Here is a 25,174-nt window from a genome sequence, read left to right on the forward strand (position 1 = left end):
CCCAGCTTTGGCTTTTTTGCCAGGCCGCGACCCGGCCCCACTCGAGGGCCGCGCTTCGCGCCGGCCTCAGGCACCCACTTCAGGCCTGTGCCGACGCGCCAGCTTGTCGGCGCTGCTCTTGTCGCCTTGGCTGATGCCCAGTGTTTGGGCCCAGGCCGTGGGGCCGGTTCCGTCTGGGGAGCCGAGTGGCGTTCAGCTGGCCATGCCCTGGCCCCCAGGGCGTTCGCCACAAGGGTTTTCAGTGAGTGAAAAATTCGACGGCGTTCGGGCCGTCTGGGATGGGCAGGTCTTGCGTTTTCGCAGTGGCCGGGTGATTGCGGCCCCGGTTTGGTTTTTGTCGGCGCTGCCCCGGGTCGCGCTCGACGGCGAGTTGTGGATGGCCCGTGGGGCGTTTGACCGGCTGTCTGGCGCAGTGCGGCAAGCCGAGCCCGATGACGAGGCCTGGCGGGCGGTGAAGTACCTGGTGTTTGACGCGCCAGGCCACGCCGCACCGTTTGCACAGCGGGTGGCATTTATGCAGTCGACCTTGGCTCAGGCGCAGCAGCCCTGGCTGATGCCGGTCGCGCAGCTTGAGGTGAACGACGCCCGCGCTTTGCAAGCGCTTTTGCAGGAGACGGTGCGCCAAGGCGGCGAGGGGCTGATGCTGCACCGCGCCGATGCCCTGTGGCAGCCCGGCCGCAGCGATGCACTGTTCAAGCTCAAACCCGAACAGGACGAGGAGGGGCTCGTGGTGGGCCACCAGCCGGGTAAAGGGCGTTTGCTGGGCATGACCGGGGCTTTGCTGGTGCAAATGCCGTCGGGCCAGCGCTTTGCCTTGGGCTCGGGCCTGAGCGATTCCCAGCGCCGCAACCCTCCGCCCGTGGGGGCTTGGGTCACTTACCGATACCGTGACCGCACGCCTTGGGGCCTGCCGCGTTTTGCGTCTTTTCTGCGGGTGCGCGAGGCGGAGTGAGTCATCAAGGGTATTCGGAATGTATAAAAAACTTGCAACCTTCATTTAATGTGCATACAATAAGAGGACACACATTAGATTCGATCCAGCCAAAAACGGCTCCAACATAGCGAGCCGTGGTTTGTCGTTTGAGCTCGTCGAGCTGTCGGAGTGGGCCACTGCACTGATGGAGGAGGACACCCGCAAAGCGTATGGAGAGCGGCGATTTCAGGTGCTGGGGTACATCGGGGAACGCTTGCACGCCATGGTCTTCACGCCGCGCGAAGGCAAGGTGCATGTCATCAGCCTGCGCAAGGCCAATTCGAGAGAGGTCAAGAAATATGCCAAAACGCCCAAATTCAGAACTGATTGATTCCGACAACCCGGAATGGACGGATGCAGACTTTGCCCTAGCCCGCCCTGCATCTGAGGTGTTGCCCGAGCTGTTTGGACCCCAGGCCGCACAGACGATGCTCAAGCCACGAGGGCGTCCAAGGGCTGAGGTTGTCAAAGAACGCATCACCATCCGCTTTGATGCCGATGTACTGGAAGCTTTCCGGTCCACCGGCAAGGGTTGGCAGACCCGAATGAATGACGCCATGCGTGACTGGGTGCGAGCCCAATCCACGCTGTAGTTCGCAGATTTGCCAACACGAAGTTTTGAGAAAAAAACCCCTTTCGGGGCCTTGTTCTTGCATGGCTCATTCAAACGATTATGGTGTTGAGCCGCAAGACGAAAGGGCGGCGCGTTTCGGCCTCAGAGGCGCTTGGCTTTGCCACATCGCCCGACCCGCGCCGCCCTCCCGCCTGGCCGGGGTTCGTTGATCGGATCAGGCGAACACGCCCGCCGTCTCCTGCATGCGGGCCGACACTTCGCCCAGTTGGTGCAAGGTGTCGCCAAACGTCATGTCCAACTGAGTCAATTTCTTGAAGTAATGGCTCACGATGTACTCGTCCGTCACCGCAATGCCGCCGTGCAACTGCACCGACTGCTGGCCGATGAAACGCATGGAGGTGCCGAGCTGGTACTTGGCACGCGCCATGGCGCGGCGGCGTTCTTCGGCCGGGGCGTGCAATTTCAGGCTGGCGTAGTAGCTCATCGAGCGGCCCAGCTCCAGCTGCATCTTCATGTCGGCCACGCGGTGGCGCAGGGCCTGAAAGCTGGCAATGGCCACACCGAATTGCTTGCGGGTGTTCATGTAGTCCACGGTGATGGCCAAGGTCTTGTCCATCACGCCCACGGCTTCGGCGCAGCTGCAGGCGATGCCGATGTCCACCGCTTCCTCAAGAGCCGACAGGCCGTTCAGGGTGATGAGCTGGGCAGAGGCTTGGCTCAAGACCACTTCGGCGGCGCGTGAGCCGTCTTGCGTCAGGTAACCCTGGGTGCTCACACCGCTGGCGGTGCGCTCGACCAAGAACAAGGCCAAAGCGCCCTTGGCCATGGCGGGAACGATGAAGGCATCGGCCTGGTCGCCCACGGCCACCACGCTCTTGGTGCCGCTCACAGTCCAGGCGTCACCCGATTCAGAGGCCACAGCGGCGCAGCGGCTCAGTTGGTAGCGCGCAGCGCGCTCTTGATGCGCCAGCACCACAATGGCTTCGCCTGTCGCCATGCGTGGCAGCCAGGCCGCTTGCAGGGCAGCAGGGGCGTGGGTTTGCAGGGTGGCGCTGGCGATCAGGGTTTGGGTCAGGGGTTCGAGCACGATGCCGCGCCCCAACTCTTCCATGGCCACCATGGCTTCGGTCGGGCCCATGCCCATACCGCCGTGTTCTTCGCTCACATACAAGCCCGTCAGGCCCAGTTCGGCCAGCTCGGTGTAAGCGGCGCGGTCAAAGCCTCCGGCCGCCACGATGGCGCGGCGGCGGTCAAAGTCGTATCCCTTGTCCACCCATTTGCGCACCGCGTCACGCAGTTGTTCTTGGTCGTCAGAAAAATCGAAATCCATGTGCTTGTCTCCTTAACCCAGAACTGTCTGGGCGACGATGTTGCGTTGCACTTCGTTGCTGCCGCCATAAATGGTGGTCTTGCGCATGTTGAAGTAATTGGCGGCCAGGGGCGCATTGGCCAGGGTGCCGCCGGGGAAGTTGCCTTGCCAGCCCGCTTCCATGGCTTCAAAGATGCAGGGCACGGCAAAAGGCCCGGCCGCTTGCATCATCAGCTCGGTGTAGCGCTGCTGGATTTCGCTGCCCTTGATTTTGAGCAGACCGGCAATGTCGAGTGAGTTCTTGCCGGACTTTTCGGCCGACAAGACACGCAACACCAACATTTCGAGTGCCACGATGTCGACTTCGAGCTTGGCGATTTCATCGCGGAAGCGCAGGTCGTCGTAGACGCCTTCGGCTTTGGCGATGCGCTTCAAGCGCTCGAGCTCGCGCTTGGCGCGGTTCACGTCGGCGATGTTGGTGCGCTCGTGGGCCAGCAGGTGCTTGGCGTAGTTCCAGCCCTTGTTTTCTTCGCCCACCAGGTTTTCCACCGGCACTTCGACGTTGTCAAACCAGACTTCATTGACCTCGCATTCGCCATCGAGCAGCTTGATGGGGCGCACGGTGATGCCGGGCGATTTCATGTCGATCAACAAAAAGGAAATGCCGGTTTGGGGCTTGCCTTCAGTGCTGGTGCGCACCAGGCAGAAAATCCACTCGCCGTACTGGCCCAGGGTGGTCCAGGTTTTTTGGCCATTCACGATGTATTTGTCGCCTTGGCGCTCGGCGCGGGTTTTCAGCGAGGCCAGGTCCGAGCCGGATCCCGGCTCGCTGTAGCCCTGGCTCCACCAGACTTCGCCGCTGGCGATGCCGGGCAAAAAGCGCTGCTGCTGCTCGGCGTTGCCAAAGGCCATGATGACTGGGGCCACCATCACGGGGCCAAAAGGCACCACTCGGGGAGCACCGGCCAAGGCGCACTCTTCTTCAAACAGGTGCTTTTGGATGGCGGACCAGCCGGGGCCGCCAAACTGTGTGGGCCAGCCCCAACCGAGCCATCCCTTTTTGCCCAGAATTTTGGACCAGGCCTGCATGTCATCACGCGTCAGGCGCATCGCGTTGTGGACTTTGTGGGACAACTCGGGGGGCAAGTTTGCCTTGACCCAGGTGCGGATCTCGTCGCGGAACGCGAGTTCTTCAGGTGTGAATGCCAAATCCATGGAGGTTTTCTTTCAAAATCAAACGACCGTGCTTTTTATCATGCGCAGCGCTTTCCGGCCTGTCCTTGGTGCGACAAAAAGCATTCGACCTTGGGCGCGCAGGGATAATCCACAGCGTCATGAAAAACATCGTTATTTTGATTTCCGGCGCAGGCTCCAACATGGCGGCCATCGTGCGCGCCGCCCAGCAAGCGCAGTGGGCGCAGCGGCTGAGCGTGCGTGTCGCGGCCGTGATCAGCAACAAGGCTGATGCCTCTGGCCTGGCTTGGGCCCAAGCCCAGGGCATTGCCACGGTGGTGCTCAACCATCAAGGCTTTGCCAGCCGAGAAGCATTTGACACCGCCCTGATGGCCGAGATCGACCGTTTTGCCCCAAATTTGCTGGTGTTGGCGGGTTTCATGCGCATCCTCACGCCGGGTTTTGTGGCGCATTACGCCGGGCGCTTGCTCAACATTCACCCGTCCTTGTTGCCCGCTTTTCCGGGGCTGAACACCCACCAGCGCGCCATCGATGCTGGTTGCCAATTTGCCGGGGCCACGGTGCACCAGGTCACGTCCGATCTGGACCACGGCCCCATTCTGGCGCAAGCGGTGGTGCCGGTGCTGCCCAGTGACACTGCTGAAGACTTGGCTGCACGGGTGCTCACGCAAGAGCACCTGATTTACCCACGCGCCGTGGCCGCATTTTTTAATCCCCAATGCGCGCAAAGCGTGGTTGAAGCTGGCCGTTGAATTCGGCCACTTCGGCAAACATGGCGGCGGGGCGTACCCACAGGCCTTGCTCGCCATACAGGGCCTGGTAAAGCGTCATGGGCTGCAAGTCTTCGCTGTGGCGCACGGTGCCCAGCACGCGGTATTGACCCCCCTTGTAGTGTTGGTAGAGCCCTTTGGGCGTTTCGATCATCGGTGGCAGTGGTTCTGACATGTCTTTCCTGATGTGTGTCTGTCACAAGGGTTGGGGATGGGACAATGCACCTCTATGCATCCCAAAGCCCTTTTAGACGCCTGCGCCGATTTGGTCAGGCTGGTCCTCCAATTTGAACATCCCGCCGACGCTGTCGTGTCGCGCTTTTTTCGTGAACACCGTGCCCTGGGGCCCCGCGAACGCGCCACCTTGGCTGAAACCGCCTTTGCCGTGTTGCGCAAAAAGCTGTTGTATGAGCAACTGGCCCGTTCGGGCTCGGGAGCCAAGGAGCGCAAGCTGGCCATTTTGGGGTTTTGGGGCCCGCGCGATTTTCTGGCTTCGGCGCTCAATGACACCGAAAAGCAGTGGTTGGCCACTTGCGATGCGATTCCCGCTGACGCGCTGATGGCCCCGCACCGCCACAATTTGCCCGAGTGGATGGCGCAAGCCCTGCAGGCCCAATTGGGCAACGACTTCTGGGCGCTGGCCGAACACCTGCAGCAACCGGGCACGCTGGACTTGCGCGTGAACACCTTCCAGGCCAAGCGCAGCGAGATCCAAAAAGAGCTGGCGCAAGCAGGCATTGCCGCCGAACCCACGCCGTATTCGCCTTGGGGTCTGCGCTTGCAAGGCAAGCCTGCCCTGCAAAAAACCGATGCGTTCACGCGGGGCGCCATCGAAGTGCAAGACGAAGGTTCGCAGCTTTTGGCCTTGCTGGTGGACGCCCACAGGGGCGAGATGGTGGTGGACTTTTGTGCCGGTGCAGGTGGCAAGACGCTGGCGCTGGGCGCGGCCATGCGCAGCACGGGCCGCTTGTACGCCTTTGACGTGTCGGGCCACCGCCTGGATGCGCTCAAACCTCGCATGGCACGCAGCGGCTTGTCGAATGTGCACCCGGCGGCCATTGCCCATGAGCGCGATGACCGCGTCAAGCGCCTGGCGGGCAAGATCGACCGCGTGCTGGTCGATGCCCCTTGCTCGGGCCTGGGCACCTTGCGCCGCAACCCCGACTTGAAATGGCGGCAAAAGCCCCAAGCTGTTCTGGAGTTGACCGAGAAGCAACAAGCCATCTTGCAAAGTGCCTCACGCATGGTCAAGTCGGGCGGCCGCTTGGTGTATGCCACTTGCAGCATGTTGCCCGAAGAAAACGAGCTGATCGCGCAAGCCTTCAGCGCTGCCAACCCCGACTTTGTTCCCCTCAATGTGGCCCAAGAACTTGAACGGCTCAAGGTGCCCGCCGCCGCCAGCTTGTGTTCCCCGGCACTTTCGGTTGATGAGTCGACGAATGAGCAATCTGGCGGTACATTTCTGCGCTTGTGGCCTCACCGCCATGCCACAGATGGTTTTTTTGCAGCAGCTTGGGTTAAAAAGTAAACATTTAAGACCTCATGGATTCCTGATGCTTTGAAACTGCTGTCCTTTTGGCGGCGGTAAACTTAAAATCAATGAATGGCCTGAAATCCGGGCTACAGTAGAAAGACAGACTCATGTTCTTGCCTGATTGGGCTTTTTGGGATGCGGTGATTCACTGGATGGGCCATGGCCTGTTCGATCTGGCCTGGTGGCAAATGGTGCTGATCACCTTGGCCCTGACCCACATCACCATAGCCAGCGTCACCATTTTTCTGCACCGTCACCAGGCGCACCGCGCTTTGGACCTGCACGCCATTCCCTCGCACTTCTTTCGTTTCTGGCTGTGGCTGACCACTGGCCAGGTGACCAAGGAGTGGGCCGCTATCCACCGCAAACACCACGCCAAGTGCGAGCAAGCTGAAGACCCGCACAGCCCGCATGTGCACGGCATCAAAACCGTTTTGTTCAAGGGTGCCGAGCTGTACCGCCAGGAGTCCAAAAACAAGGAAACCCTGCAGCGCTATGGTCACGGCACGCCCGACGACTGGATCGAGCACAATCTCTACACCCGCTTTTCCTGGCAAGGTGTGGCCTTGATGCTGATCATTGACGTGGCGCTCTTTGGCTTTTTGGGCCTGACGGTCTGGGCGGTTCAAATGGCCTGGATTCCCGCCACTGCCGCTGGCATCATCAACGGTGCAGCCCACTACTGGGGTTACCGCAACTTTGAGGCGCACGACGCCAGCACCAACATCTCGCCATGGGGCATCCTGATCGGTGGCGAAGAGTTGCACAACAACCACCACACTTACCCCACGTCGGCCAAGTTGTCGGTCAAGCCTTACGAGTTCGACATCGGCTGGTTGTACATCCGAACACTCGAAACCCTGGGGCTGGCCACCGTCAAAAAGACACCTCCGCGCTTGGCTTACGGTGACATTCGCCCTGTGGCCGATGAAAAGACCCTGGAAGCGCTGATCGCCAACCGCTACGAAGTCATGGCTGGTTATGCACGCCATGTACGGCTCATGATGCAAGAGGAAGCGAGCAAACTCAAACTCGATGCCGACGCTGTGCAAACGGCCAAGCGCTGGTTGCACCGTGACGCTTCCAAAGTACCAGCCGCTGCTCAGGCCCAACTGAAGCTGGCCCGTGCGGCCAGTCCGGCGTTGGACAAGATGGTGCAAATGCGCGAAGAATTGAGCCAGATTTGGCTCAACACCTCGCATTCGCGCGAACAACTGGCGGCAGATCTGCAGGCTTGGTGCCGCAGTGCCGAAGAAAGTGGTATCGCCGCTTTGCGCGATTTTTCGGTCAAATTGCGCGCGGTGCGTCAAACAGCTTGAGGCGTTGAAAATACCATGACAAAGGACCTTCGGGTCCTTTTTTACTGGGGCGGATCATGTCACCCTGAGTTTGTTCCGAGGCCCAGCTCGCCGCCCTTTCCGGCAAGAAAAAACCCGCCAGAGGCGGGTTTTTGGTTGGAAGGCTCAGGCCGAATCACTTCAGCTTGATTTCCTTGTATTCAACGTGCTTGCGAGCTTTGGGATCGAACTTCATGATCGACATTTTCTCGGGCATGGTTTTCTTGTTTTTGCTGGTCGTGTAGAAGTGACCCGTGCCTGCTGTGGATTCCAGCTTGATTTTTTCGCGTCCGCCTTTGGTTGCCATGGTAGATGACTCCTAATGTTCTGGGTTTAGGCTTGACCGCGTGAGCGCAGGTCTGCGAGCACGGCATCAATACCATTTTTGTCGATCAGGCGCAGAGCGGCGCTGGAAACGCGCAAACGCACCCAACGGTTTTCTGTTTCAACCCAGAAACGACGGTATTGCAGGTTCGGCAGGAACCGGCGCTTGGTTTTGTTGTTGGCGTGGGAAACGTTGTTTCCCGTCATTGGGCCTTTGCCCGTTACTTCGCAAACGCGTGCCATGTGGACACTCCGATACTTTTCAAACAGCCGGTGCCGATGGGTCTCGTGCAGATCTGCACGGGGCCTGGCGCTCCAGCCTCACCTCGCCAAGATGGGTGGCGGTATCCCAGATTGCTGTCTCTGTGACCCCGAATGACAATCCGGGCAGTTCCAGCAAAGCCTTGAATTATAGCCAGAAACCGGGGAGTTTGGACTCTGTGGACGGTCTTTTGTTAAAAAATTCAGGGTGGTTTGAGCTTTGGTGGTGAGGCGCTGCGGGTGCCTGCCGGGGTTCAGAGGCGCTTCGCTTTGCCACATCACCCCGGCAGGCACACGCAGCGCCATGGGGGAGGCTCGCTGATGGCGCACAAACGCCATTTGGCCTGCTGAGCTGCGGCCAAATGGCAGGGCTTCAACCGTTGTTCTGTTCCAAAAAGCGCTGGGCATCAAGCGCTGCCATGCAGCCCGTGCCCGCGCTGGTGATGGCTTGGCGGTACACATGGTCTTGCACGTCGCCTGCAGCGAACACGCCGTGCACCGAAGTTTGGGTGGCAAAGCCCTTCAGGCCGCTTTGGGTCACGATGTAGCCGTTTTCCAGTTCCAGCTGGCCTTGGAAGATGTCGGTGTTGGGAGAGTGGCCAATCGCGATGAAGCAGCCTTTGAGTTCCACGTCTTCCAAACTGCCGTCTTTGGTGCTTTTCAAGCGCACGCCGGTCACGCCGGTGTTGTCACCCAGCACCTCTTCCAGGGTTTGGAAGGTTTTCAGCACGATCTTGCCAGCGGCCACTTTGTCCATCAGCTTGTCCACCAGAATGGGTTCGGCCTTGAACTTGTCGCGGCGGTGGATCAGATAGACCTTGCTGGCGATGTTGGAGAGGTACAGGGCTTCTTCAACGGCCGTGTTGCCGCCGCCCACCACGCAGCACAGCTGGTCGCGGTAGAAAAAGCCGTCGCAGGTGGCGCAGCCGCTCACGCCGCGGCCCATGAAGGCAGTCTCTGACGGCAGGCCCAGGTATTTGGCCGAAGCGCCGGTGGCGATGATCAGGCTGTCGCAGGTGTAAGTGCCACTGTCGCCGATCAGGGTGAAGGGACGCTGCTCGAGCTTGACGGTGTGGATGTGGTCAAAAATGATTTGGGTGTTGAAACGCTCGGCATGCTCCTGGAAACGTTGCATCAGGTCCGGGCCTTGCACGCCGTGCACGTCAGCGGGCCAGTTGTCCACTTCGGTGGTGGTCATGAGCTGGCCGCCTTGCGCCATGCCGGTGATCAAGACGGGTTTGAGGTTGGCGCGTGCGGCGTAAACGGCGGCGCTGTATCCGGCGGGGCCAGAGCCGAGAATGAGAACGTGTGCGTGTTGGGTTGGGGTCGACATGAAAAGGGCCATCTGGTAAAAAGACAAAGCGGTGCGAAAAATTACACCAACCCCCATTGTAAGAAACACGCCAACGCATTGGGCTTTAAGGCTTTGCGGCGGCTTTGTCGGTCGTGGGACAGCACCCCTGGCAAAAGGGTGCAAGCCGATGCGCCGGGGCTGGCCTTGATCGGGTAAGCTTGAGTCTTCATTTATGACTTACTCACTGAACACCCTGACCCGAGATGGCCCTGACGCCGCCCCCGCTGCGCCAGTGACCTTGTGGTCACGTTTTGCCCAAGAAATCCTTTTGCTGCTGGGTGCCGGTCTGCTCCTCTTTTTGACTGCGGCTTTGTGGAGTTATCACCCGCAAGATCCGGCATGGTCCACTTCGGGCAGCAGCGCGGCCGTGCGCAATGGGGTGGGTCGCTGGGGGGCTTGGGTCGCGGATCTGGCTTATTTCATGTTCGGGTTTTCAGCTTGGTGGTGTGTGGTGGCGGGCTACCGGGCCTGGTTGGTGGCTTTGGCCCGATGGTTGCGCGGCGTTGACCCGCAGGATGATTTGGACAAGCCCTCGTGGCAGCGCAGTTTGTGGGTGTTTTGGCTGGGTTTGGCCGTGTTGCTCGTGGCCAGTTGCGGGCTGGAGTGGACGCGTTTGTACCGACTCGAAACCGGCTTGCCTGGGCACAGCGGCGGTGTGCTGGGTTATTGGGCTGGCGCGGTTGCTGAGCGTGGCTTGGGCTTCAACGGCTCAGCCCTTTTGGGCATTGTGCTGTCCTTGGTGGGCGTGGCCATGGTGTTCCGGTTTTCATGGGGTCAGTTGGCCGAAAAAATCGGTGCTCAGCTCGATGCTTTGATCCGGTCGCGGCATGAAAAGCGCGAGATCGAAGAAGACATGGCCTTGGGCCAACAGGCTTTGCGCGAGCGCCAACAGGCCTTATCGCCCCTGGCCATCGATCCGGAGTGGGATGTGAACCTGCCTGGTCTTGTTTCGCCAGAGGGTCAGTTGGATTTGCCTGCTGTGTCCATTCCTGTGACCAAGGCTGTGCCAAGGGTCATTGAGTCCCCCGTGATGGATGTGCCGCGCAGCGACCGCGTGGTCAAGGAGCGACAAAAACCGCTCTTCAACGAACTGCCCGACAGCAAGCTGCCTCAGGTGGATTTGCTCGACAGCCTGTCCATTCGGCAAGAAACCGTCTCACCGGATACGCTGGAAATGACCAGCCGTCTGATCGAGAAAAAGCTCAAGGATTTTGGTGTCGAGGTGCGTGTGGTGGCTGCAGCCCCCGGTCCGGTGATCACGCGTTACGAAATCGAACCGGCGACCGGCGTCAAGGGCTCCCAGGTGGTGAACTTGGCCAAAGACCTGGCGCGTTCGCTCAGTCTGGTGTCGATCCGGGTGATCGAGACGATTCCGGGTAAGAACTTCATGGCACTGGAGTTGCCCAACGCCAAGCGCCAGTCGATCAAACTCAGCGAGATTCTGGGCTCGCAGGTCTATAACGAAGCCAAGTCCATGTTGACCATGGGTCTGGGCAAGGACATCATCGGCAACCCGGTGGTGGCCGATCTGGCCAAGATGCCGCATGTGCTGGTGGCGGGCACCACGGGTTCGGGCAAGTCGGTCGGTATCAACGCCATGATCCTGTCGCTGCTGTACAAGGCCGAAGCGCGTGATGTGCGCCTCTTGATGATCGACCCCAAGATGCTGGAGATGTCGGTTTATGAAGGCATTCCACACCTGCTGGCCCCGGTGGTGACCGACATGCGCCAAGCTGCCAATGGTCTGAACTGGTGTGTGGGCGAGATGGAAAAGCGCTACAAGTTGATGAGCAAAATGGGCGTGCGCAATCTGGCCGGTTACAACCAGAAAATTGACGATGCCACAGCCCGCGAAGAGTTCATCTACAACCCCTTCAGCCTCACGCCGGACGATCCCGAACCGCTCAAGCGCCTTCCGCACATCGTGGTGGTGATCGACGAGTTGGCCGACCTGATGATGGTGGTGGGCAAGAAGATCGAAGAGCTGATTGCCCGCCTGGCCCAGAAGGCCCGTGCGGCCGGCATCCATTTGATTTTGGCCACGCAGCGCCCCAGCGTGGACGTGATCACCGGTCTCATCAAGGCCAACATTCCGACCCGCATTGCGTTCCAGGTCTCCAGCAAGATCGACAGCCGCACCATCCTGGACCAAATGGGGGCCGAAGCCCTTTTGGGCATGGGTGACATGTTGTACATGCCTTCGGGCACGGGCTTCCCGATCCGGGTGCACGGCGCTTTTGTGAGTGACGAGGAAGTGCACCGCGTGGTGAATTACCTCAAGAGCCAGGGTGAGCCCGATTACATCGAAGGCGTGCTCGAAGGAGGCACCACCGACGACGATGGCGGCATGCTGGCCGAGGGCGACAACTCAGAAAAAGACCCGATGTACGACCAAGCGGTGGAAGTGGTGCTGAAGAACCGCAAGGCCAGCATCTCATTGGTTCAGCGCCACCTCAAGATTGGCTACAACCGCGCTGCCCGTTTGGTGGAAGACATGGAAAAAGCCGGACTGGTCAGCGCCATGAGCGGCAGTGGCCAGCGTGAAATTTTGGTGCCCGCACGGGCAGAGTGAAGCGAATGAAAAACAATGTTGGACCGCGCCGCACGGTGCTGGGTTGGGGTGGCAGGGCTGTGTTGGCCGTTGCGGTGTGGGCCTTGGCCCTGCCCGCACAGGCCGACAGCGTGGACCTGCTGGCCCAGTTCATGAAGCAAGCACGCAGCGGCCGTGCCGACTTCACCCAGGTCGTCACTTCGCCAACCAGGGCGGGGCAGGTGGCGCGAACCAAGACATCGACGGGTCGGTTTGAATTTCAACGGCCAGGCAAGTTCCGCTTTGATTACCGCAAGCCCTTTTTGCAAACCTTGGTGGCCGATGGTCAGACCCTGTGGTTGCACGATGTGGACCTGAACCAGGTCACGGCGCGCCCACAGTCCCAGGTGTTGGGGGCCACACCGGCCGCGTTGCTGACAGCAGCTTCCGATTTGCAGGCCCTCAAAGCCGATTTCCAGTTCACCGCCGAGCCGGTCCAGGATGGCCTGCAATGGGTGCGCGCGACGCCCGTGCAGCGTGAGGGCCCGATCCGCTCGGTCATGGTCGGCTTGCGTGTCAGTGCTGCTGGGCCCGAGCTGGCGGTGTTGGACGTGCAAGACAGCCTCGGTCAGCGCTCTTTGCTGAGCTTTTCTGTCTTCGAACTCAACCCGGCTTTGCCCGCCAGTACCTTCGCCTTCAAGCCCCCGGCGGGTGCCGACGTGATCAAACCTTGAAGCGGGCTGGGCCCGTGGTTATGAAACCTGCTCCCATGTCGCCCCACGCCCCCCTGGCCGAGCGCTTGCGCCCGCGCCACTTGGGTGAGGTGATTGGCCAGCAGCATTTGTTGGGCGAAGGCATGGCCTTGCGCTTGGCGTTCGAGTCGGGCCAGCCGCACAGCTGCATTTTGTGGGGCCCGCCTGGCGTGGGCAAGACCACCATCGCCCGTTTGATGGCCGATGCGTTTGAGGCACAATTTTTGAGCATCAGTGCCGTGTTGGGGGGCATCAAAGACATCCGCGAAGCCGTAGAGAAAGCCGAAGCCGCCCGCACGGGCTTGGACCCCCAACGCACCATCATGTTTGTGGACGAGGTGCACCGCTTTAACAAAAGCCAGCAAGACGCTTTTTTGCCGCATGTCGAAAGTGGGCTGTTCACCTTCATTGGGGCCACCACCGAAAACCCGTCTTTTGAGGTCAACTCGGCCTTGCTTTCCCGTGCGGCTGTGTACGTGCTGCAGCCCCTTTCCGAGGACGACTTGCAGCACATCGTGGTGCGGGCCCGGGCCATCCAGGCCATTCCCGCCATCGAGCCAGAGGCACTGGCCCGCTTGCTGGCCTATGCCGATGGTGACGCCAGGCGTCTGCTCAACACCCTGGAGACGCTGGCCATGGCGGCCCAGCAAGAAAGCATCGACCCGGTGACCGACGCTTGGTTGCTGCGGGTGCTGGGCGAGCGCATGCGCCGCTACGACAAAGGCGGCGAGCAGTTCTACGACACCATCAGCGCGCTGCACAAATCGGTGCGGGGCTCAGACCCGGATGCCGCCCTGTATTGGTTCGTGCGCATGCTCGACGGGGGTGCGGATCCGCGCTACATGGCCCGCCGCCTGATCCGCATGGCCAGTGAAGACATTGGCTTGGCCGACCCGCGTGCCCTGCGCATGGCGCTGGACGCTGCCGACGTGTACGAACGACTGGGCAGCCCCGAGGGCGAGTTGACGCTGGCACAGTGTGTGATTTACTTGGCGGTGGCCCCCAAATCGAATGCCGCTTACAAAGCATTCAAGGAGGCCAAAGCCTGGGTCAAGCAAGATGGCACCCGCCCTGTGCCCATGCATTTGCGCAATGCGCCCACCCAACTCATGAAGCAGCTGGACTATGGCAAGGGCTATCGCTATGCGCATGACGAAGAAGATGGCTTTGCGGCGGGTGAGCGTTATTTGCCCGAGGGCATGCCCGAGCCCGGTTTTTATCGGCCTGTACGCAGGGGGCTAGAAATCAAAATTGCTGACAAACTGGAAGAATTGACAAAGAAAAATTCAGCCAAAGGGTAAGTCCCGACAGCAATGAGTACCGACGGGAACCTTTCTTTCACTACAATCCCGCCACCCCGCCCGGTATCGCATGAATCTGGCGGGGTTTTTGCTAGTGGTTTGGTGTGCCCACAAGGTGCGGCCTGATCTGAAAACAACAACCGAAGCGAAGAGCTGTTAAGCGCAGTTCAAAACACGGAGAAATCAATGGACGTCTTTCTGCAGCAGGTCATCAACGGCCTGGTCATGGGCAGCATGTACGCCTTGGTGGCCTTGGGCTACACCATGGTGTACGGCATCATCAACCTGATCAACTTTGCGCACGGAGAAGTGCTGATGGTGGGCGCTTTGACGAGCTGGTCTGCCATCGGCATGATGCAGGGCGCCATGCCCGGTGCTCCGGGTTGGGTCATATTGATTTTGGCCACCTTGATCGCTTGTGTGGTGGCGGTGGTGCTCAACTTCACCATTGAAAAAATCGCTTACCGACCTTTGCGCAACAGCCCCAAGCTGGCCCCCCTGATCACCGCCATTGGCATGAGCATCTTGCTGCAGACCTTGGCCATGATCATCTGGAAGCCCAATTACAAGGCTTACCCCACACTGCTGTCCAGCACGCCCATCAACATGGGTGGTGTGGTGATCACGCCCACACAAATCATGATTTTGGGCGTCACGGCCGTGTCCTTGGCCATCTTGATGTGGCTGGTCAATTACACCCGCTTAGGCCGCGCCATGCGCGCCACATCCGAGAACCCGCGTGTGGCCGCCTTGATGGGCGTCAAGCCTGACATGGTCATCTCGGCCACCTTTGTGATCGGTGCCGTGTTGGCCGCCATTGCCGGTGTGATGTACGCGTCAAACTACGGCACGGCGCAACACGCGATGGGCTTCTTGCCTGGCCTCAAAGCCTTCACAGCGGCGGTGTTTGGCGGCATTGGCAACCTGGCCGGAGCCGTCATTGGTGGTATTTTGCTGGGCCTGATCGAAGCCATTGGTTCGGGCTACATCGGTTACCTGACTGGGGGTGTGCTGGGCAGCCACTACACCGACATTTTTGCGTTCATTGTTTTGATCATCGTGTTGACCCTACGCCCCTCGGGCCTCATGGGTGAACGTGTGGCCGACCGCGCTTGATGGAGGTGAACATGAAAAACAACAAGACACTTCAGTACATCCTGATCGGCGCAGCGCTCATCGCCTTGCCCCTGATCCTGCAAATGTTTGGCAACGCTTGGGTGCGCATTGCCGACATGGCATTGCTCTACATCCTGCTGGCCATTGGGCTGAACATCGTGGTGGGCTACGCGGGTCTGCTTGACCTGGGTTATGTGGCTTTTTTCGCGGTGGGGGCTTACATGTACGGCCTGCTGTCGTCACCCCATCTGACCAACACCTTTGCGTGGATCGCTGCCGCCTACCCCACGGGTATGCACATGCCCATTTGGCTCATCTTGCCTGTGGCTGCCGCTTTGGCGGGTTTGTTCGGCATGCTGCTGGGGGCGCCCACGCTCAAATTGCGTGGCGACTATTTGGCCATCGTGACTTTGGGTTTTGGTGAAATCATCCGTGTGTTCATGAACAACTTGGACCACCCGGTCAACATCACCAATGGCCCCAAGGGCTTGTCCCAGATCGATCCCATTTCGATCTTTGGTGTGAACCTGGGTCAAAAACTGATGATTGGCGATTTTGAAATCGCCTCGGTTTCGCTTTACTACTACCTGTTCCTGAGCCTGGTGCTGGTGACGATTTTGATCTCGCACCGTCTGGAGGTGTCCCGCATTGGCCGTGCCTGGATGGCGATCCGTGAAGACGAAGTCGCTGCCAAAGCCATGGGGCTGAACACCCGCAACCTGAAGCTGCTGGCCTTTGGCATGGGCGCCACTTTTGGGGGTGTGTCAGGCGCGATGTTTGCTGGGTTCCAGGGCTTCATCTCGCCCGAGTCCTTCAGTTTGATGGAGTCGGTGATGATCGTGGCCATGGTGGTTTTGGGTGGGTTGGGCTATTTGCCCGGTGTGATTCTGGGGGCCATTTTGTTGTCGGCTTTGCCCGAAGTGCTGCGCTATGTGGCCGGCCCCTTGCAGGAGATGACCGGGGGGCGCCTCGACGCGGCCATCTTGCGCCAGTTGCTGGTGGCCCTGGCCATGATCGTGATCATGTTGATGCGGCCTCGCGGGCTGTGGCCTTCGCCTGAGCACGGCAAATCGCTCACGGCGAAATGAAGGAGCAGACCATGAATCCAACCGCCAACCAAGACACTGTTCTCAACGTCTCAGGCATCTCCAAAAAATTCGGCGGCCTGCAGGCCCTTTCTGACGTGGGCATCACCATCCAGCGCGGTCAGGTCTATGGCCTGATCGGTCCCAACGGTGCGGGCAAGACCACGTTTTTCAACGTCATCACCGGCCTGTACACCCCTGACAGCGGCACTTTTGAGCTGGCAGGCAAGCCCTACCAGCCCACAGCGGTGCACGAAGTGGCCAAGGCGGGCATTGCCCGTACGTTCCAGAACATCCGCTTGTTTGCCGAAATGACGGCCCTCGAAAACGTGATGGTGGGCCGCCATGTGCGCACCCATTCGGGTCTGCTGGGGGCGATTTTTCGCACGCCCGGCTTCAAGGCCGAAGAGGCTGCGATTGCCCAGCGTGCGCAAGAGCTGCTCGACTACGTGGGCATCGGCAAATACGCCGACTACAAAGCCCGCACGCTGTCATATGGTGACCAGCGTCGCCTGGAAATCGCCCGCGCCTTGGCCACTGATCCGCAGCTGATTGCCCTCGATGAGCCTGCAGCCGGTATGAACGCGACCGAGAAAATTCAGTTGCGCGAATTGATTGACCAGATCCGCAAAGACAACCGGACCATTTTGTTGATCGAACACGATGTGAAGCTGGTCATGGGCTTGTGTGACCGTGTCACGGTGCTCGACTACGGCAAGCAGATTGCCGAAGGCACGCCCGCCGATGTGCAGAAAAATGAAAAAGTGATTGAGGCCTATCTGGGCACGGGAGGGCACTGAGATGGCCAATGTTCTGTTGAAAGTCAAAGACCTGCAAGTCGGCTACGGCGGCATTCAGGCGGTCAAGGGCGTGAGCCTTGAGGTACGGGAAGGTGAACTCGTCTCATTGATCGGATCGAATGGCGCTGGCAAAACCACCACCATGAAAGCCATCACCGGTACCTTGCCCTTGCAAGCGGGTGACATCGAATACCTGGGCAAAAGCATCAAAGGCCAAGGCCCGTGGGATCTGGTCAAGCAAGGCCTGGCCATGGTGCCGGAAGGCCGCGGCGTGTTCACCCGCATGACCATCACCGAAAACCTGCAAATGGGCGCGTACATCCGCTCGGACAATGCTGGTATTGCCGACGACATCGAGAAGATGTTCACCATCTTTCCGCGGCTGCGTGAACGCAAAGACCAGCTGGCCGGCACCATGTCCGGTGGCGAGCAGCAAATGCTGGCCATGGGCCGTGCCCTGATGAGCCGCCCCAAGGTCTTGCTGCTGGACGAGCCGTCCATGGGCTTGTCGCCCATCATGGTCGACAAGATCTTTGAGGTGGTGCGCGATGTGTACGCCCAAGGCGTGACGGTGCTGCTGGTGGAGCAAAACGCCAGCCGTGCGCTGGCGATTGCCGATCGCGGTTATGTGATGGACTCGGGCCTCATCACCATGACGGGCGTGGGCAAAGACATGCTGGCAGACCCTAAAGTGCGCGCAGCCTATCTGGGCGAGTGATCAGTCCACCCGTGCACCGCTGGCCTTGACCACGCCTTCGTAACGGGTCAGTTCTGCTTTCATGAACGCACCAAACTGCTCTGGCGTGTTGCCCACGGGTTCGGCCATCAGTTGTGCAAAGCGTGTTTTGGTTTCTGGGGCTTGCAGCGCAGCCACAAACGCCTTGTTCAGGCGTTCCACCACATCGCGGGGCGTGGCCGCAGGAGCCACCAGACCCCACCAAGTGTCGATCGAAAAGTCTTTCAGGGTTTCGCTCATGCTCGCAATATCGGGCAGGGCATTGCTGCGCTGGGCAGTGGTGACGGCCAGGGCTTTGAGTCGGCCTGCCTTGATGTTGGCCGCAGCCGTGGCCAGGTTGTCAAAGTTGAAGTCGACCTGCCCCGACAACAAAGCCAACTGCGCGGGGTTGCCTCCGTTGTAGGGAATATGCACCGCAAAAATACCTGCGGCGCGTTTGAACATCTCGCCCGCCAAATGTCCCGCGCTGCCGTTGCCACCGGAACCAAAATTCAGCTTGGCGGGGTTGGCCTTGGCATAAGCCACCAAATCGGCCAGCGTGTTGATCCTCAGGCGCTGCGCGGTTTCGGCGTTCATCACCAGCACATTGGGCACGCGCAGCATTTGCGTGATAGGCGCAAAGTCGCGACTGGCGTCGTACGGCATTTTGGCAAACAGCCAAGGGTTGATGGCGTGCGTGGCCGTGGCCGCAATGCCGATCGTCAGGCCATCGGGCGTGGCTTTGGCCACCAGGTCCGCGCCCAGGTTGCCACCCGCGCCGGGGCGGTTTTCAATGATCACCGTGCCCAGGCTGTCTTTCACGCGCTCGGCCAAGGCGCGCGCCGTGACGTCGATGGGGCCACCCGGTGCATAGGGCACGATGATGCGGATTGTTTTGCCCTGAGCCCAGGCCGGGGCCGAGAGGACGATTGAGGCAGCAGTGAATTGGCGGCGGGTGATCAAGGTCATGAGGGGCTCCAGAAAAAGGGGTTTTAGGCTTTGGCTTTGTCAGCCTCGGAGGTGAATGAATCGGCGAAGAACTCCTCTTCGGGCAAACCGCCTTGGGCCACGTAGTCGCGCTTGGCCGAGTCCACCACGATGGGCGCGCCGCAGGCATAGACCTGATGGCCTGACAAATCCGGAAAGTCTTGCAAAACCGCTTGGTGCACAAAGCCGGTGCGGCCAGTCCATTGGTCTTGCGCTTCGGCGTTCGAGATCACGGGCACATAACGCAGGTTGGGCATCTCGGCCAAACGGGCCTCCACCCAGTCGGCCATGTACAGGTCCGCCGGGCGGCGGCCGCCCCAGTACAGCGTGGCGGGCCGGGTGATGCCCCGGTGCTGCATGTGCTCGATCAGCGCCTTGATGGGGGCAAAGCCGGTGCCCGAAGCCAGCAGCACGATGGGCTTGCTGCTGTCCTCGCGCAGGTAAAAGCTGCCATACGGGCCTTCGGCGCGCAGGATGTCTTTTTCCTTCATGGTGGTGAACACCGGGTCGGTGAACTTGCCGCCGGGCATGTGTCGGATGTGCAGATCTACCGTGGGCGGGGCCACTTCGAGGGTGTGCGGGGCGTTCGCCATGCTGTAGCTGCGGCGTGAACCGTCGCGCAGCAAAAATTCGATGTACTGACCGGCGTGGAACTTCATCACGTCGTTGGCAGGCAGTTGCAGTTTCAGCACGATCACGTCGTGTGATTTCTTTTCCAGAGTGACCACCCGCACTGGCATCTTCTTGACGGGTAAGCCACCTTCAGCGGTGACTTGCTTGGATTCGAGCACCACATCGCTTTGGGCCGTGGCGCAGCAAGTCAGCACCAAGCCTTGGGCTTCTTCATCGTCACTCAGGGCTTTGGACTGGTGCGGGCCATGGATCACAGTGCCCGAAACTTTTTTGCATTTGCACGAACCGCAGGCGCCGTCTTTGCAGCCATAGGGCAGGCCGATGCCCTGGCGAATGCCGGCGGCCAGCAGGGTCTCGTTGGTGTCGGCGGTGAAGCTGCGGCCGCTGGGCTGCACGGAAATCTGAAAGCTCATCTTTTGGGTATCCTTGAGGGGTTGCAATCGACCCGGAACCCCTGATTTTGCCTTCAAACCAAACCCCCTTGGGCGCGCTGCCTGCCCGCTTTCGTCGCCAGCGTGTCCTGATCGTGGGCTGTGGCGACGTGGGGCTGCGCACGGCGGGCCAGCTGGGGGCACCGCAAAGCCAACGCGTTCGCCTGATGGCGTTGACTTCCTCGCCGGATCGCGTGCGTTTGCTGCGCGCTTGCGGCATCACGCCTTTACAAGGCAACTTGGACGATCCCGCGAGCATTCAACGCTTGGCGGGCATAGCCCACCGTGTGATTCACCTGGCACCACCGCCGACCGACCGTGCGGGCGCGTCCGAGCGTGATCCGCGCAGCTTGGTGCTGGTGCGCGCTTTGCGTTTGCGCACGCCCCCGCTGGCGCTGGTGTATGGCTCCACAACGGGCGTTTACGGTGACTGCGGCGGGCAGCGGGTGGATGAAACGCAGACTGTGAATCCCCACACGCCACGCGCCCAGCGCCGTGTGGATGCGGAAAACCTGATGCGGTTTTTGGGGCGCAGCGGTGTGCGGGTGAGCGTGTTGCGCATTCCCGGTATCTACGCGGCCGACCGAGAAGGCGGCACACCCCGTGAGCGCTTGCTCAAAGGCACGCCGGTGCTGGTGGCCAAAGACGATGTTTACACCAACCACATCCATGCCAACGACCTGGCGCGCGCTTGTGCGGCAGCGCTGTGGCGCGGTAAACCCCAGCGTGTGGTCAATGTCACCGACGACACCGATCTGAAAATGGGCGATTATTTTGATTTGGCCGCCGGCTTGTTCGGCCTGCCCAAACCGCCCCGCCTGCCGCGTGACCAAGCCAGCTCAGCCTTGCCCTTGATGCTGCTGAGTTTCATGAGCGAGTCCCGGCGCCTGGACAACACGCGCATGAAGCAGGAACTGCGGCTCAAGCTGCGGTACCCGCATGTGCGCGATGGCCTGAGCCCACAAGGCCAGCTGATCTGATGTTTTCTGGACCCTCTGCGATGAATTCCTTGCGCATCGACAAATGGCTGTGGGCTGCACGTTTTTTCAAAACCCGCAGCATCGCCAGCGAAGAAATCGGCAAGAACCGCGTGCAGGTCAATGGGCAAGATGCCAAGGCCTCGCGCGAAGTCAAGGCAGGCGACACGGTGCGCCTGCGTCAAGGCGCGGTGGAGCGCACGGTGCGGGTCTTGGGTGTGAGCGGTGCGCGTGGCCCGGCGCCTGTGGCCCAGTTGCTTTACGAAGAAACGCCAGAAAGCACCGAAGCCCGCCAAAAAGCCGCCGAGCAGCACCGCTTGGCCCGCGAGCCGGCGCTGAGCATCGAGCAAGGCCGCCCCACCAAACGCGACCGTAGACAGATTGAGCGCAACTGGAACGACCGGTGGAGTGCGGGGATCGATTGAGGGCAAGCTCAACAGTGAAGCGCCTAAGAAAAAAGCCACAAGTTCATTGAACTTGCGGCTTTGGTCTGGCGCCCGGGGCCGGACTCGAACCGGCACGCCTTGCGGCGGGGGATTTTGAGTCCCCTTGGGTATCCATTTCTTTGTGTTGAGTAATGTAGATATAATCAATATAAATCAACAACTTAGGTCTGTATACTGGACAAAATGACAGCCGCAACTGTTGATTGATATTCCCCAAAATGGGGCGAATTTGGCTACACAGTGGCTACACGGTGGTTACACCGCAAGCTGGGGACAAGCATGGCACGACCCAAAAAAAGCGAGGCACTGGACCTGACCGAGCGCATTAATCTGACCGTGGGGGCCATCGACCGCCTGAGCTGCCGCACGGATATCAAGTGCCAAGCCTTTTTGCGAGACAGCGAGGTGCCTGCGCTGCGCGTGCGGGTGACCAATACCGGGGCCAAGTCCTTCGTCTTCGAGAAAAAGCTGAACCGCCAAACCATTCGCCGCACCATTGGTTCCACGACCGACTGGACCATTGACGCCGCCCGCTAGGCAGCACAGGCGCTGGCCGTGACGCTGAACAAGGGCGACGACCCGAGAGCACTGGACCGAGCAGAAACAGAGGCCAAAGCCCAAGCCAAGGCCGAAAAGGAACGCGCCTCCAAATTCACCTTTGGGGCACTGATGGCCGATTACGCCAACGAGCTGGAGCACCAGGGTAAGACTTCACACGCCAAGGTCCGGGGCTTGGTGCGGCTGCACCTGATTGATGGTGCCCCCAAGCTGGCCAACACCACCGCCGCACTGGTGACCGCTGAGCAAGTGGCTGACCTGCTGCGTGGCCTGCGCGAAGCCGGGAAAGAGCGCACCGCCGGAAAGCTTCGGAGCTATTGCCGCGCAGCCTTTGAGATGGCCCGAACATCCAAGCTGAGCCTGCTGGTGCCCGTGCACTTTAAGAGCTATGGGGTGCAACACAATCCCGCCGCTGAGACCGTGGCCATCAAGTTGGTGCCCGACAAAAACCCTTTGATGCCCGTGCACCTGCGCCAATATTGGCAAGCCATCGAGCCGCTGCAAGGTGTCCGGGGTGCCGTGCTGCGCCTGCATTTGCCGACAGGTGGCCAGCGCATCGAACAACTGCGCCAGCTGGTCAGGGCCAACGTGGGCGAGGGCGCTATCACCTTGCTGGATGCCAAAGGACGCACAGGCCGAGGCGCAAGGCCTCACACCATCCCGCTTCTGCCTGCCGCCCGGGAAGCCCTGCACACTTTGCTGGCGCTGAACCCCGGCGAGTTCCCTTTGTCGGTGGGTGGCGGCGCGTCACCCGTGAGCGCCAAGGCGATTGCAGATTGGGCCAAAGATGCAGCCACTGGACTGGAGTGGGTGCTGACGGATAAACCAGTGGGCCAGTTTCAAGCCAAGCGCATTCGTTCTGGCGTGGAGACCGCATTGGCCAGCCTGCGCGTTAGCCAAGAAATCCGGGGGCACTTGCTGAGCCATGGCGTGACGGGGGTGCAAGCTGCCAGCTATGACGGGCACGATTACGCGCCGCAAAAGTTGGAAGCCTTAGAGACGCTGCAACGATTCCTGACCGTGAGCAGCGCCAGCGTGGTGCATATTGCATCGAGGGTGGCGGCATGAAAAACCAAAAGACAAATGCAAGTTGCCAATGTGCGACTTGTAAACCCATGATTTACAGATTATGATTCTTTCATTCCGACACAAAGGGCTTGAGGCCTTCTATCAAACGGGTGGCATGGCAGGCATTCAACCCATTCATGCCAAGCGATTGCGCGAGTTGCTGACGGCGCTGAGTGTCGCCATTGGGCCGCAAGATTTGATGCGCCCATCGTGGCGACTGCATGGCTTATCAGGTGACCGTGCAGGCTTTCATGCCATGACCGTGCAAGCCAATTGGCGGCTGACGTTTCGCTTTGTTGGTCAGGATGTTGAATTACTGGATTACGTGGATTACCACTGAAAGACACACCATGAACATGCACAACCCCGCACACCCCGGCGAACTGCTCACAGGCTGGCTGGATGACCTGGGCGTGAGCGTGACCGCCTTTGCCGCACACATCGGAATCAGTCGGGTGATGTTGTCGCGTGTCTTGCATGGTCATGCTGCCGTAAGCGCCGACATGGACCTCCGCTTGTCCGAGGCTTTGGGCACGAATCAGGGGTATTGGCTGGCGCTGCAAACCCAGCGTGACCTTTGGACGGCAAGGCAAAGCGCCAAGGACCGAAGCCGCATCAAGCCGATGACGGCCATTGCACCAGTTTGAGGACGTAAAAAAAAATGGCGCAGCCAAACAGAAAATCTGCCGTTAGCGATTGGAAGCGAGTCAAGCGCGAGGCCGCACAAGACGCGCCCATTGCACACACCGCCACTGATAGTCCCTGTGATCCCAACGATGCCGCAGCCGTTACAGCATATTGGCAACAGGCCAGCATCAATGTTGCGCTGCGTGAGGCTGTGGCGCATGGGTTGACCAAGGCGTGAGTTTTCTCCCCAGCTAGGCCCGCTTCGAAACCGGGCTGAACGCCAGTGCTGAATACTTTGAGCGCCAGAAACAAGTCGAAGAAGTTGTGCCCTGATCCGTTGGCGATCCGGAAAGCGCACTGACGCTGAAACTCTGTACCAGTGGCTACACAGTGGCTACACCGCGACAGACAAGAAAAAAGGCCAACCCGTGAAGGTTGGCTTTGATTCGCTTGGAACCCGCATGGCTGCCGGGTTTCCAGAGATGGTGCCCGGGGCCGGACTCGAACCGGCACGCCTTGCGGCGGGGGATTTTGAGTCCCCTGAGTCTACCAATTTCACCACCCGGGCGGTATTCGTGAAGCCACGAATTATGGCACATTAATGGGATGATTTATCCAACCATTGAGGATGCGATCGGCAAAACACCATTGGTGGCTTTGCAGCGATTGGGTGCTGCCGACATGGCGGCCCGCAGCAACGTGATTTTGGGCAAGCTCGAGGGCAACAACCCGGCGGGTTCGGTCAAGGACCGACCGGCTTTGTCGATGATCCGCCGGGCCGAACAGCGCGGCGAGATCAAGCCGGGTGACACCCTGATCGAGGCCACCTCGGGCAACACCGGCATCGCCCTGGCCATGGCCGCAGCCATCCGGGGTTACCGCATGGTTTTGATCATGCCCGAGGACTTGTCCATCGAGCGGGCCCAGACCATGAAGGCCTTTGGTGCGGAGCTGATCCTCACGCCAAAGAGCGGGGGCATGGAGTACGCCCGTGACTTGGCCGACAACATGGCCACGCAGGGCAAGGGCCGCATCTTGGACCAGTTTGCCAACGCCGACAACCCGCGTGTCCACTACGAAACCACTGGCCCCGAGATTTGGGAGCAGACGGGCGGCAAAGTGACCCATTTCGTGAGCGCCATGGGCACCACCGGCACCATCACGGGTGTGTCGCGGTTTCTGAAAGAAAAGAACCCGGCGATCCGCATCGTGGGCGCACAACCCAGTGAGGGCTCTCGCATTCCGGGCATCCGCAAGTGGCCAACAGAGTACTTGCCCAAAATTTACGATCCCAGCCATGTGGATGAGCTGGTGTATGTCAGTCAAAACGATGCCGAAGAAACCTGCCGCCAGATGGCACGCAGCGAAGGCATCTTTGCCGGCGTCTCTGCAGCGGGTGCCTGCTGGGTGGCCCAGCAAGTGGCCAAGACGGCGCAAAACGCGACCATCGTGTTCATCGTCTGCGATCGCGGTGACCGTTATCTCTCCACAGGCGTGTTCCCTGCCTGAACGGCTGAA

General features: G+C 60.1%; 28 protein-coding genes and 1 tRNA gene. 20 read left to right on the top strand and 9 right to left on the bottom strand.

What is annotated here, in order from left to right:
• The 3 genes from ACIQ47_RS03230 to ACIQ47_RS03240 all read left to right on the top strand — a co-directional run.
• A partial coding sequence (locus ACIQ47_RS03230) for a DNA ligase (RefSeq protein ID WP_396436824.1) occupies positions 1-952 on the top strand: 952 nt, incomplete at its 5' end.
• A gap of 73 nt (positions 953-1,025) precedes the next feature.
• A complete protein-coding gene (locus tag ACIQ47_RS03235; protein WP_396436858.1) occupies positions 1,026-1,304 on the top strand; it encodes a BrnT family toxin in 279 nt (92 codons plus the stop codon).
• The gene (locus ACIQ47_RS03240; RefSeq protein WP_396436825.1) at positions 1,273-1,566 is read left to right on the top strand and encodes a BrnA antitoxin family protein; all 294 of its coding nucleotides are present in this window, start codon (positions 1,273-1,275) and stop codon (positions 1,564-1,566) included. The genes ACIQ47_RS03235 and ACIQ47_RS03240 overlap by 32 nt, the downstream gene beginning before the upstream one ends.
• Positions 1,567-1,761: 195 nt before the next feature.
• Here ACIQ47_RS03240 and ACIQ47_RS03245 read toward each other — a convergent pair whose 3' ends face one another.
• Together ACIQ47_RS03245 and ACIQ47_RS03250 are read right to left on the bottom strand one after the other, a co-directional pair.
• Positions 1,762-2,877: an acyl-CoA dehydrogenase family protein gene (locus ACIQ47_RS03245; protein WP_396429097.1), complete on the bottom strand. Its 1,116-nt coding sequence runs from the start codon at positions 2,875-2,877 to the stop codon at positions 1,762-1,764.
• A gap of 12 nt (positions 2,878-2,889) precedes the next feature.
• Positions 2,890-4,071, bottom strand: coding sequence for an acyl-CoA dehydrogenase family protein (locus ACIQ47_RS03250; RefSeq protein WP_396436826.1), 1,182 nt, complete (start codon positions 4,069-4,071; stop codon positions 2,890-2,892).
• Between the two features lie 119 nt (positions 4,072-4,190).
• On the opposite strand from ACIQ47_RS03250, the gene purN reads away from it, so the two are divergent.
• A complete protein-coding gene (purN, locus tag ACIQ47_RS03255; protein WP_396436827.1) occupies positions 4,191-4,802 on the top strand; it encodes a phosphoribosylglycinamide formyltransferase in 612 nt (203 codons plus the stop codon).
• Here purN and ACIQ47_RS03260 read toward each other — a convergent pair.
• A complete protein-coding gene (locus ACIQ47_RS03260) occupies positions 4,759-4,995 on the bottom strand; it encodes a DUF1653 domain-containing protein (protein ID WP_396429094.1) in 237 nt (78 codons plus the stop codon). The two genes, purN and ACIQ47_RS03260, sit on opposite strands and share 44 nt — an antisense overlap.
• Before the next feature lie 54 nt (positions 4,996-5,049).
• Here ACIQ47_RS03260 and ACIQ47_RS03265 point away from each other — a divergent pair, with 54 nt between their 5' ends.
• Both ACIQ47_RS03265 and ACIQ47_RS03270 read left to right on the top strand, forming a co-directional pair.
• Complete coding sequence (locus tag ACIQ47_RS03265; RefSeq protein ID WP_396436828.1) at positions 5,050-6,348, top strand: RsmB/NOP family class I SAM-dependent RNA methyltransferase; 1,299 nt, start codon at positions 5,050-5,052, stop codon at positions 6,346-6,348.
• Positions 6,349-6,461: 113 nt separating this feature from the next.
• Positions 6,462-7,673, top strand: coding sequence for a fatty acid desaturase (locus ACIQ47_RS03270; protein ID WP_396436829.1), 1,212 nt, complete (start codon positions 6,462-6,464; stop codon positions 7,671-7,673).
• A gap of 154 nt (positions 7,674-7,827) precedes the next feature.
• Here ACIQ47_RS03270 and rpmG read toward each other — a convergent pair whose 3' ends face one another.
• The 3 genes from rpmG to trxB form a co-directional block, all read right to left on the bottom strand.
• Positions 7,828-7,998 (bottom strand): 50S ribosomal protein L33, encoded by a 171-nt coding sequence (gene rpmG / locus ACIQ47_RS03275; RefSeq protein WP_006298735.1) that lies wholly within the window; start codon positions 7,996-7,998, stop codon positions 7,828-7,830.
• A 26-nt stretch (positions 7,999-8,024) separates the two neighbouring features.
• Positions 8,025-8,258, bottom strand: coding sequence for a 50S ribosomal protein L28 (gene rpmB / locus ACIQ47_RS03280; protein ID WP_396436830.1), 234 nt, complete (start codon positions 8,256-8,258; stop codon positions 8,025-8,027).
• A 391-nt stretch (positions 8,259-8,649) separates the two neighbouring features.
• Entirely contained in the window at positions 8,650-9,609 is a 960-nt protein-coding gene (gene trxB, locus ACIQ47_RS03285; protein WP_396436831.1) for a thioredoxin-disulfide reductase, read from the bottom strand.
• Positions 9,610-9,802: 193 nt separating this feature from the next.
• Between trxB and ACIQ47_RS03290 the strand changes: the two genes are divergently transcribed.
• From ACIQ47_RS03290 to ACIQ47_RS03320, 7 genes are all read left to right on the top strand, one after another.
• Entirely contained in the window at positions 9,803-12,202 is a 2,400-nt protein-coding gene (locus tag ACIQ47_RS03290) for a DNA translocase FtsK (RefSeq protein ID WP_396436832.1), read from the top strand.
• Positions 12,203-12,207: 5 nt separating this feature from the next.
• Positions 12,208-12,894: an outer membrane lipoprotein chaperone LolA gene (lolA, locus tag ACIQ47_RS03295; RefSeq protein WP_396436833.1), complete on the top strand. Its 687-nt coding sequence runs from the start codon at positions 12,208-12,210 to the stop codon at positions 12,892-12,894.
• A 20-nt stretch (positions 12,895-12,914) separates the two neighbouring features.
• A complete protein-coding gene (locus tag ACIQ47_RS03300) occupies positions 12,915-14,213 on the top strand; it encodes a replication-associated recombination protein A (protein ID WP_396436834.1) in 1,299 nt (432 codons plus the stop codon).
• A 186-nt stretch (positions 14,214-14,399) separates the two neighbouring features.
• The gene (locus ACIQ47_RS03305; RefSeq protein ID WP_396436835.1) at positions 14,400-15,329 is read left to right on the top strand and encodes a branched-chain amino acid ABC transporter permease; all 930 of its coding nucleotides are present in this window, start codon (positions 14,400-14,402) and stop codon (positions 15,327-15,329) included.
• Between the two features lie 11 nt (positions 15,330-15,340).
• The gene (locus tag ACIQ47_RS03310; protein WP_296290922.1) at positions 15,341-16,417 is read left to right on the top strand and encodes an ABC transporter ATP-binding protein; all 1,077 of its coding nucleotides are present in this window, start codon (positions 15,341-15,343) and stop codon (positions 16,415-16,417) included.
• Positions 16,414-17,214 (top strand): ABC transporter ATP-binding protein, encoded by an 801-nt coding sequence (locus ACIQ47_RS03315; protein ID WP_396429090.1) that lies wholly within the window; start codon positions 16,414-16,416, stop codon positions 17,212-17,214. The genes ACIQ47_RS03310 and ACIQ47_RS03315 overlap by 4 nt, the downstream gene beginning before the upstream one ends.
• A 1-nt stretch (position 17,215) precedes the next feature.
• A complete protein-coding gene (locus tag ACIQ47_RS03320) occupies positions 17,216-17,932 on the top strand; it encodes an ABC transporter ATP-binding protein (protein ID WP_296290920.1) in 717 nt (238 codons plus the stop codon).
• Here ACIQ47_RS03320 and ACIQ47_RS03325 read toward each other — a convergent pair whose 3' ends face one another.
• Entirely contained in the window at positions 17,933-18,898 is a 966-nt protein-coding gene (locus tag ACIQ47_RS03325; RefSeq protein ID WP_296290919.1) for a tripartite tricarboxylate transporter substrate binding protein, read from the bottom strand.
• 23 nt (positions 18,899-18,921) lie between these two features.
• Positions 18,922-19,962 (bottom strand): CDP-6-deoxy-delta-3,4-glucoseen reductase, encoded by a 1,041-nt coding sequence (locus tag ACIQ47_RS03330; RefSeq protein ID WP_396436836.1) that lies wholly within the window; start codon positions 19,960-19,962, stop codon positions 18,922-18,924.
• 47 nt (positions 19,963-20,009) lie between these two features.
• Here ACIQ47_RS03330 and ACIQ47_RS03335 point away from each other — a divergent pair, with 47 nt between their 5' ends.
• The 6 genes from ACIQ47_RS03335 (at position 20,010) to ACIQ47_RS03360 (ending at position 23,676) form a co-directional block, all read left to right on the top strand.
• Positions 20,010-20,960: an SDR family oxidoreductase gene (locus tag ACIQ47_RS03335; RefSeq protein ID WP_296290917.1), complete on the top strand. Its 951-nt coding sequence runs from the start codon at positions 20,010-20,012 to the stop codon at positions 20,958-20,960.
• Between the two features lie 20 nt (positions 20,961-20,980).
• Positions 20,981-21,382 (top strand): RNA-binding S4 domain-containing protein, encoded by a 402-nt coding sequence (locus ACIQ47_RS03340; RefSeq protein WP_396436837.1) that lies wholly within the window; start codon positions 20,981-20,983, stop codon positions 21,380-21,382.
• A 300-nt stretch (positions 21,383-21,682) separates the two neighbouring features.
• Positions 21,683-21,940 carry a hypothetical protein gene (locus tag ACIQ47_RS03345; RefSeq protein WP_396436838.1) on the top strand — a complete coding sequence of 86 codons (258 nt, stop codon included), beginning with the start codon at positions 21,683-21,685 and terminating at the stop codon, positions 21,938-21,940.
• A gap of 18 nt (positions 21,941-21,958) precedes the next feature.
• Positions 21,959-23,029: an integrase gene (locus ACIQ47_RS03350; RefSeq protein ID WP_396436839.1), complete on the top strand. Its 1,071-nt coding sequence runs from the start codon at positions 21,959-21,961 to the stop codon at positions 23,027-23,029.
• A 61-nt stretch (positions 23,030-23,090) separates the two neighbouring features.
• A complete protein-coding gene (locus ACIQ47_RS03355) occupies positions 23,091-23,369 on the top strand; it encodes a type II toxin-antitoxin system RelE/ParE family toxin (protein WP_396436840.1) in 279 nt (92 codons plus the stop codon).
• 10 nt (positions 23,370-23,379) lie between these two features.
• On the top strand, positions 23,380-23,676 hold the full coding sequence (locus ACIQ47_RS03360) for a HigA family addiction module antitoxin (protein ID WP_396436841.1): 297 nt from the start codon (positions 23,380-23,382) through the stop codon (positions 23,674-23,676).
• 463 nt (positions 23,677-24,139) lie between these two features.
• On the opposite strand, the gene ACIQ47_RS03365 is transcribed toward ACIQ47_RS03360, so the two are convergent.
• Positions 24,140-24,224 (bottom strand) — tRNA-Leu (locus ACIQ47_RS03365).
• 38 nt (positions 24,225-24,262) lie between these two features.
• On the opposite strand from ACIQ47_RS03365, the gene cysM reads away from it, so the two are divergent.
• A complete protein-coding gene (gene cysM, locus ACIQ47_RS03370; RefSeq protein WP_396436842.1) occupies positions 24,263-25,165 on the top strand; it encodes a cysteine synthase CysM in 903 nt (300 codons plus the stop codon).
• The last annotated feature ends 9 nt before the right edge of the window (positions 25,166-25,174 follow it).

The sequence above is a fragment of the Limnohabitans sp. genome, assembly GCF_044373035.1.
Classification (GTDB): domain Bacteria; phylum Pseudomonadota; class Gammaproteobacteria; order Burkholderiales; family Burkholderiaceae_C; genus Limnohabitans_A.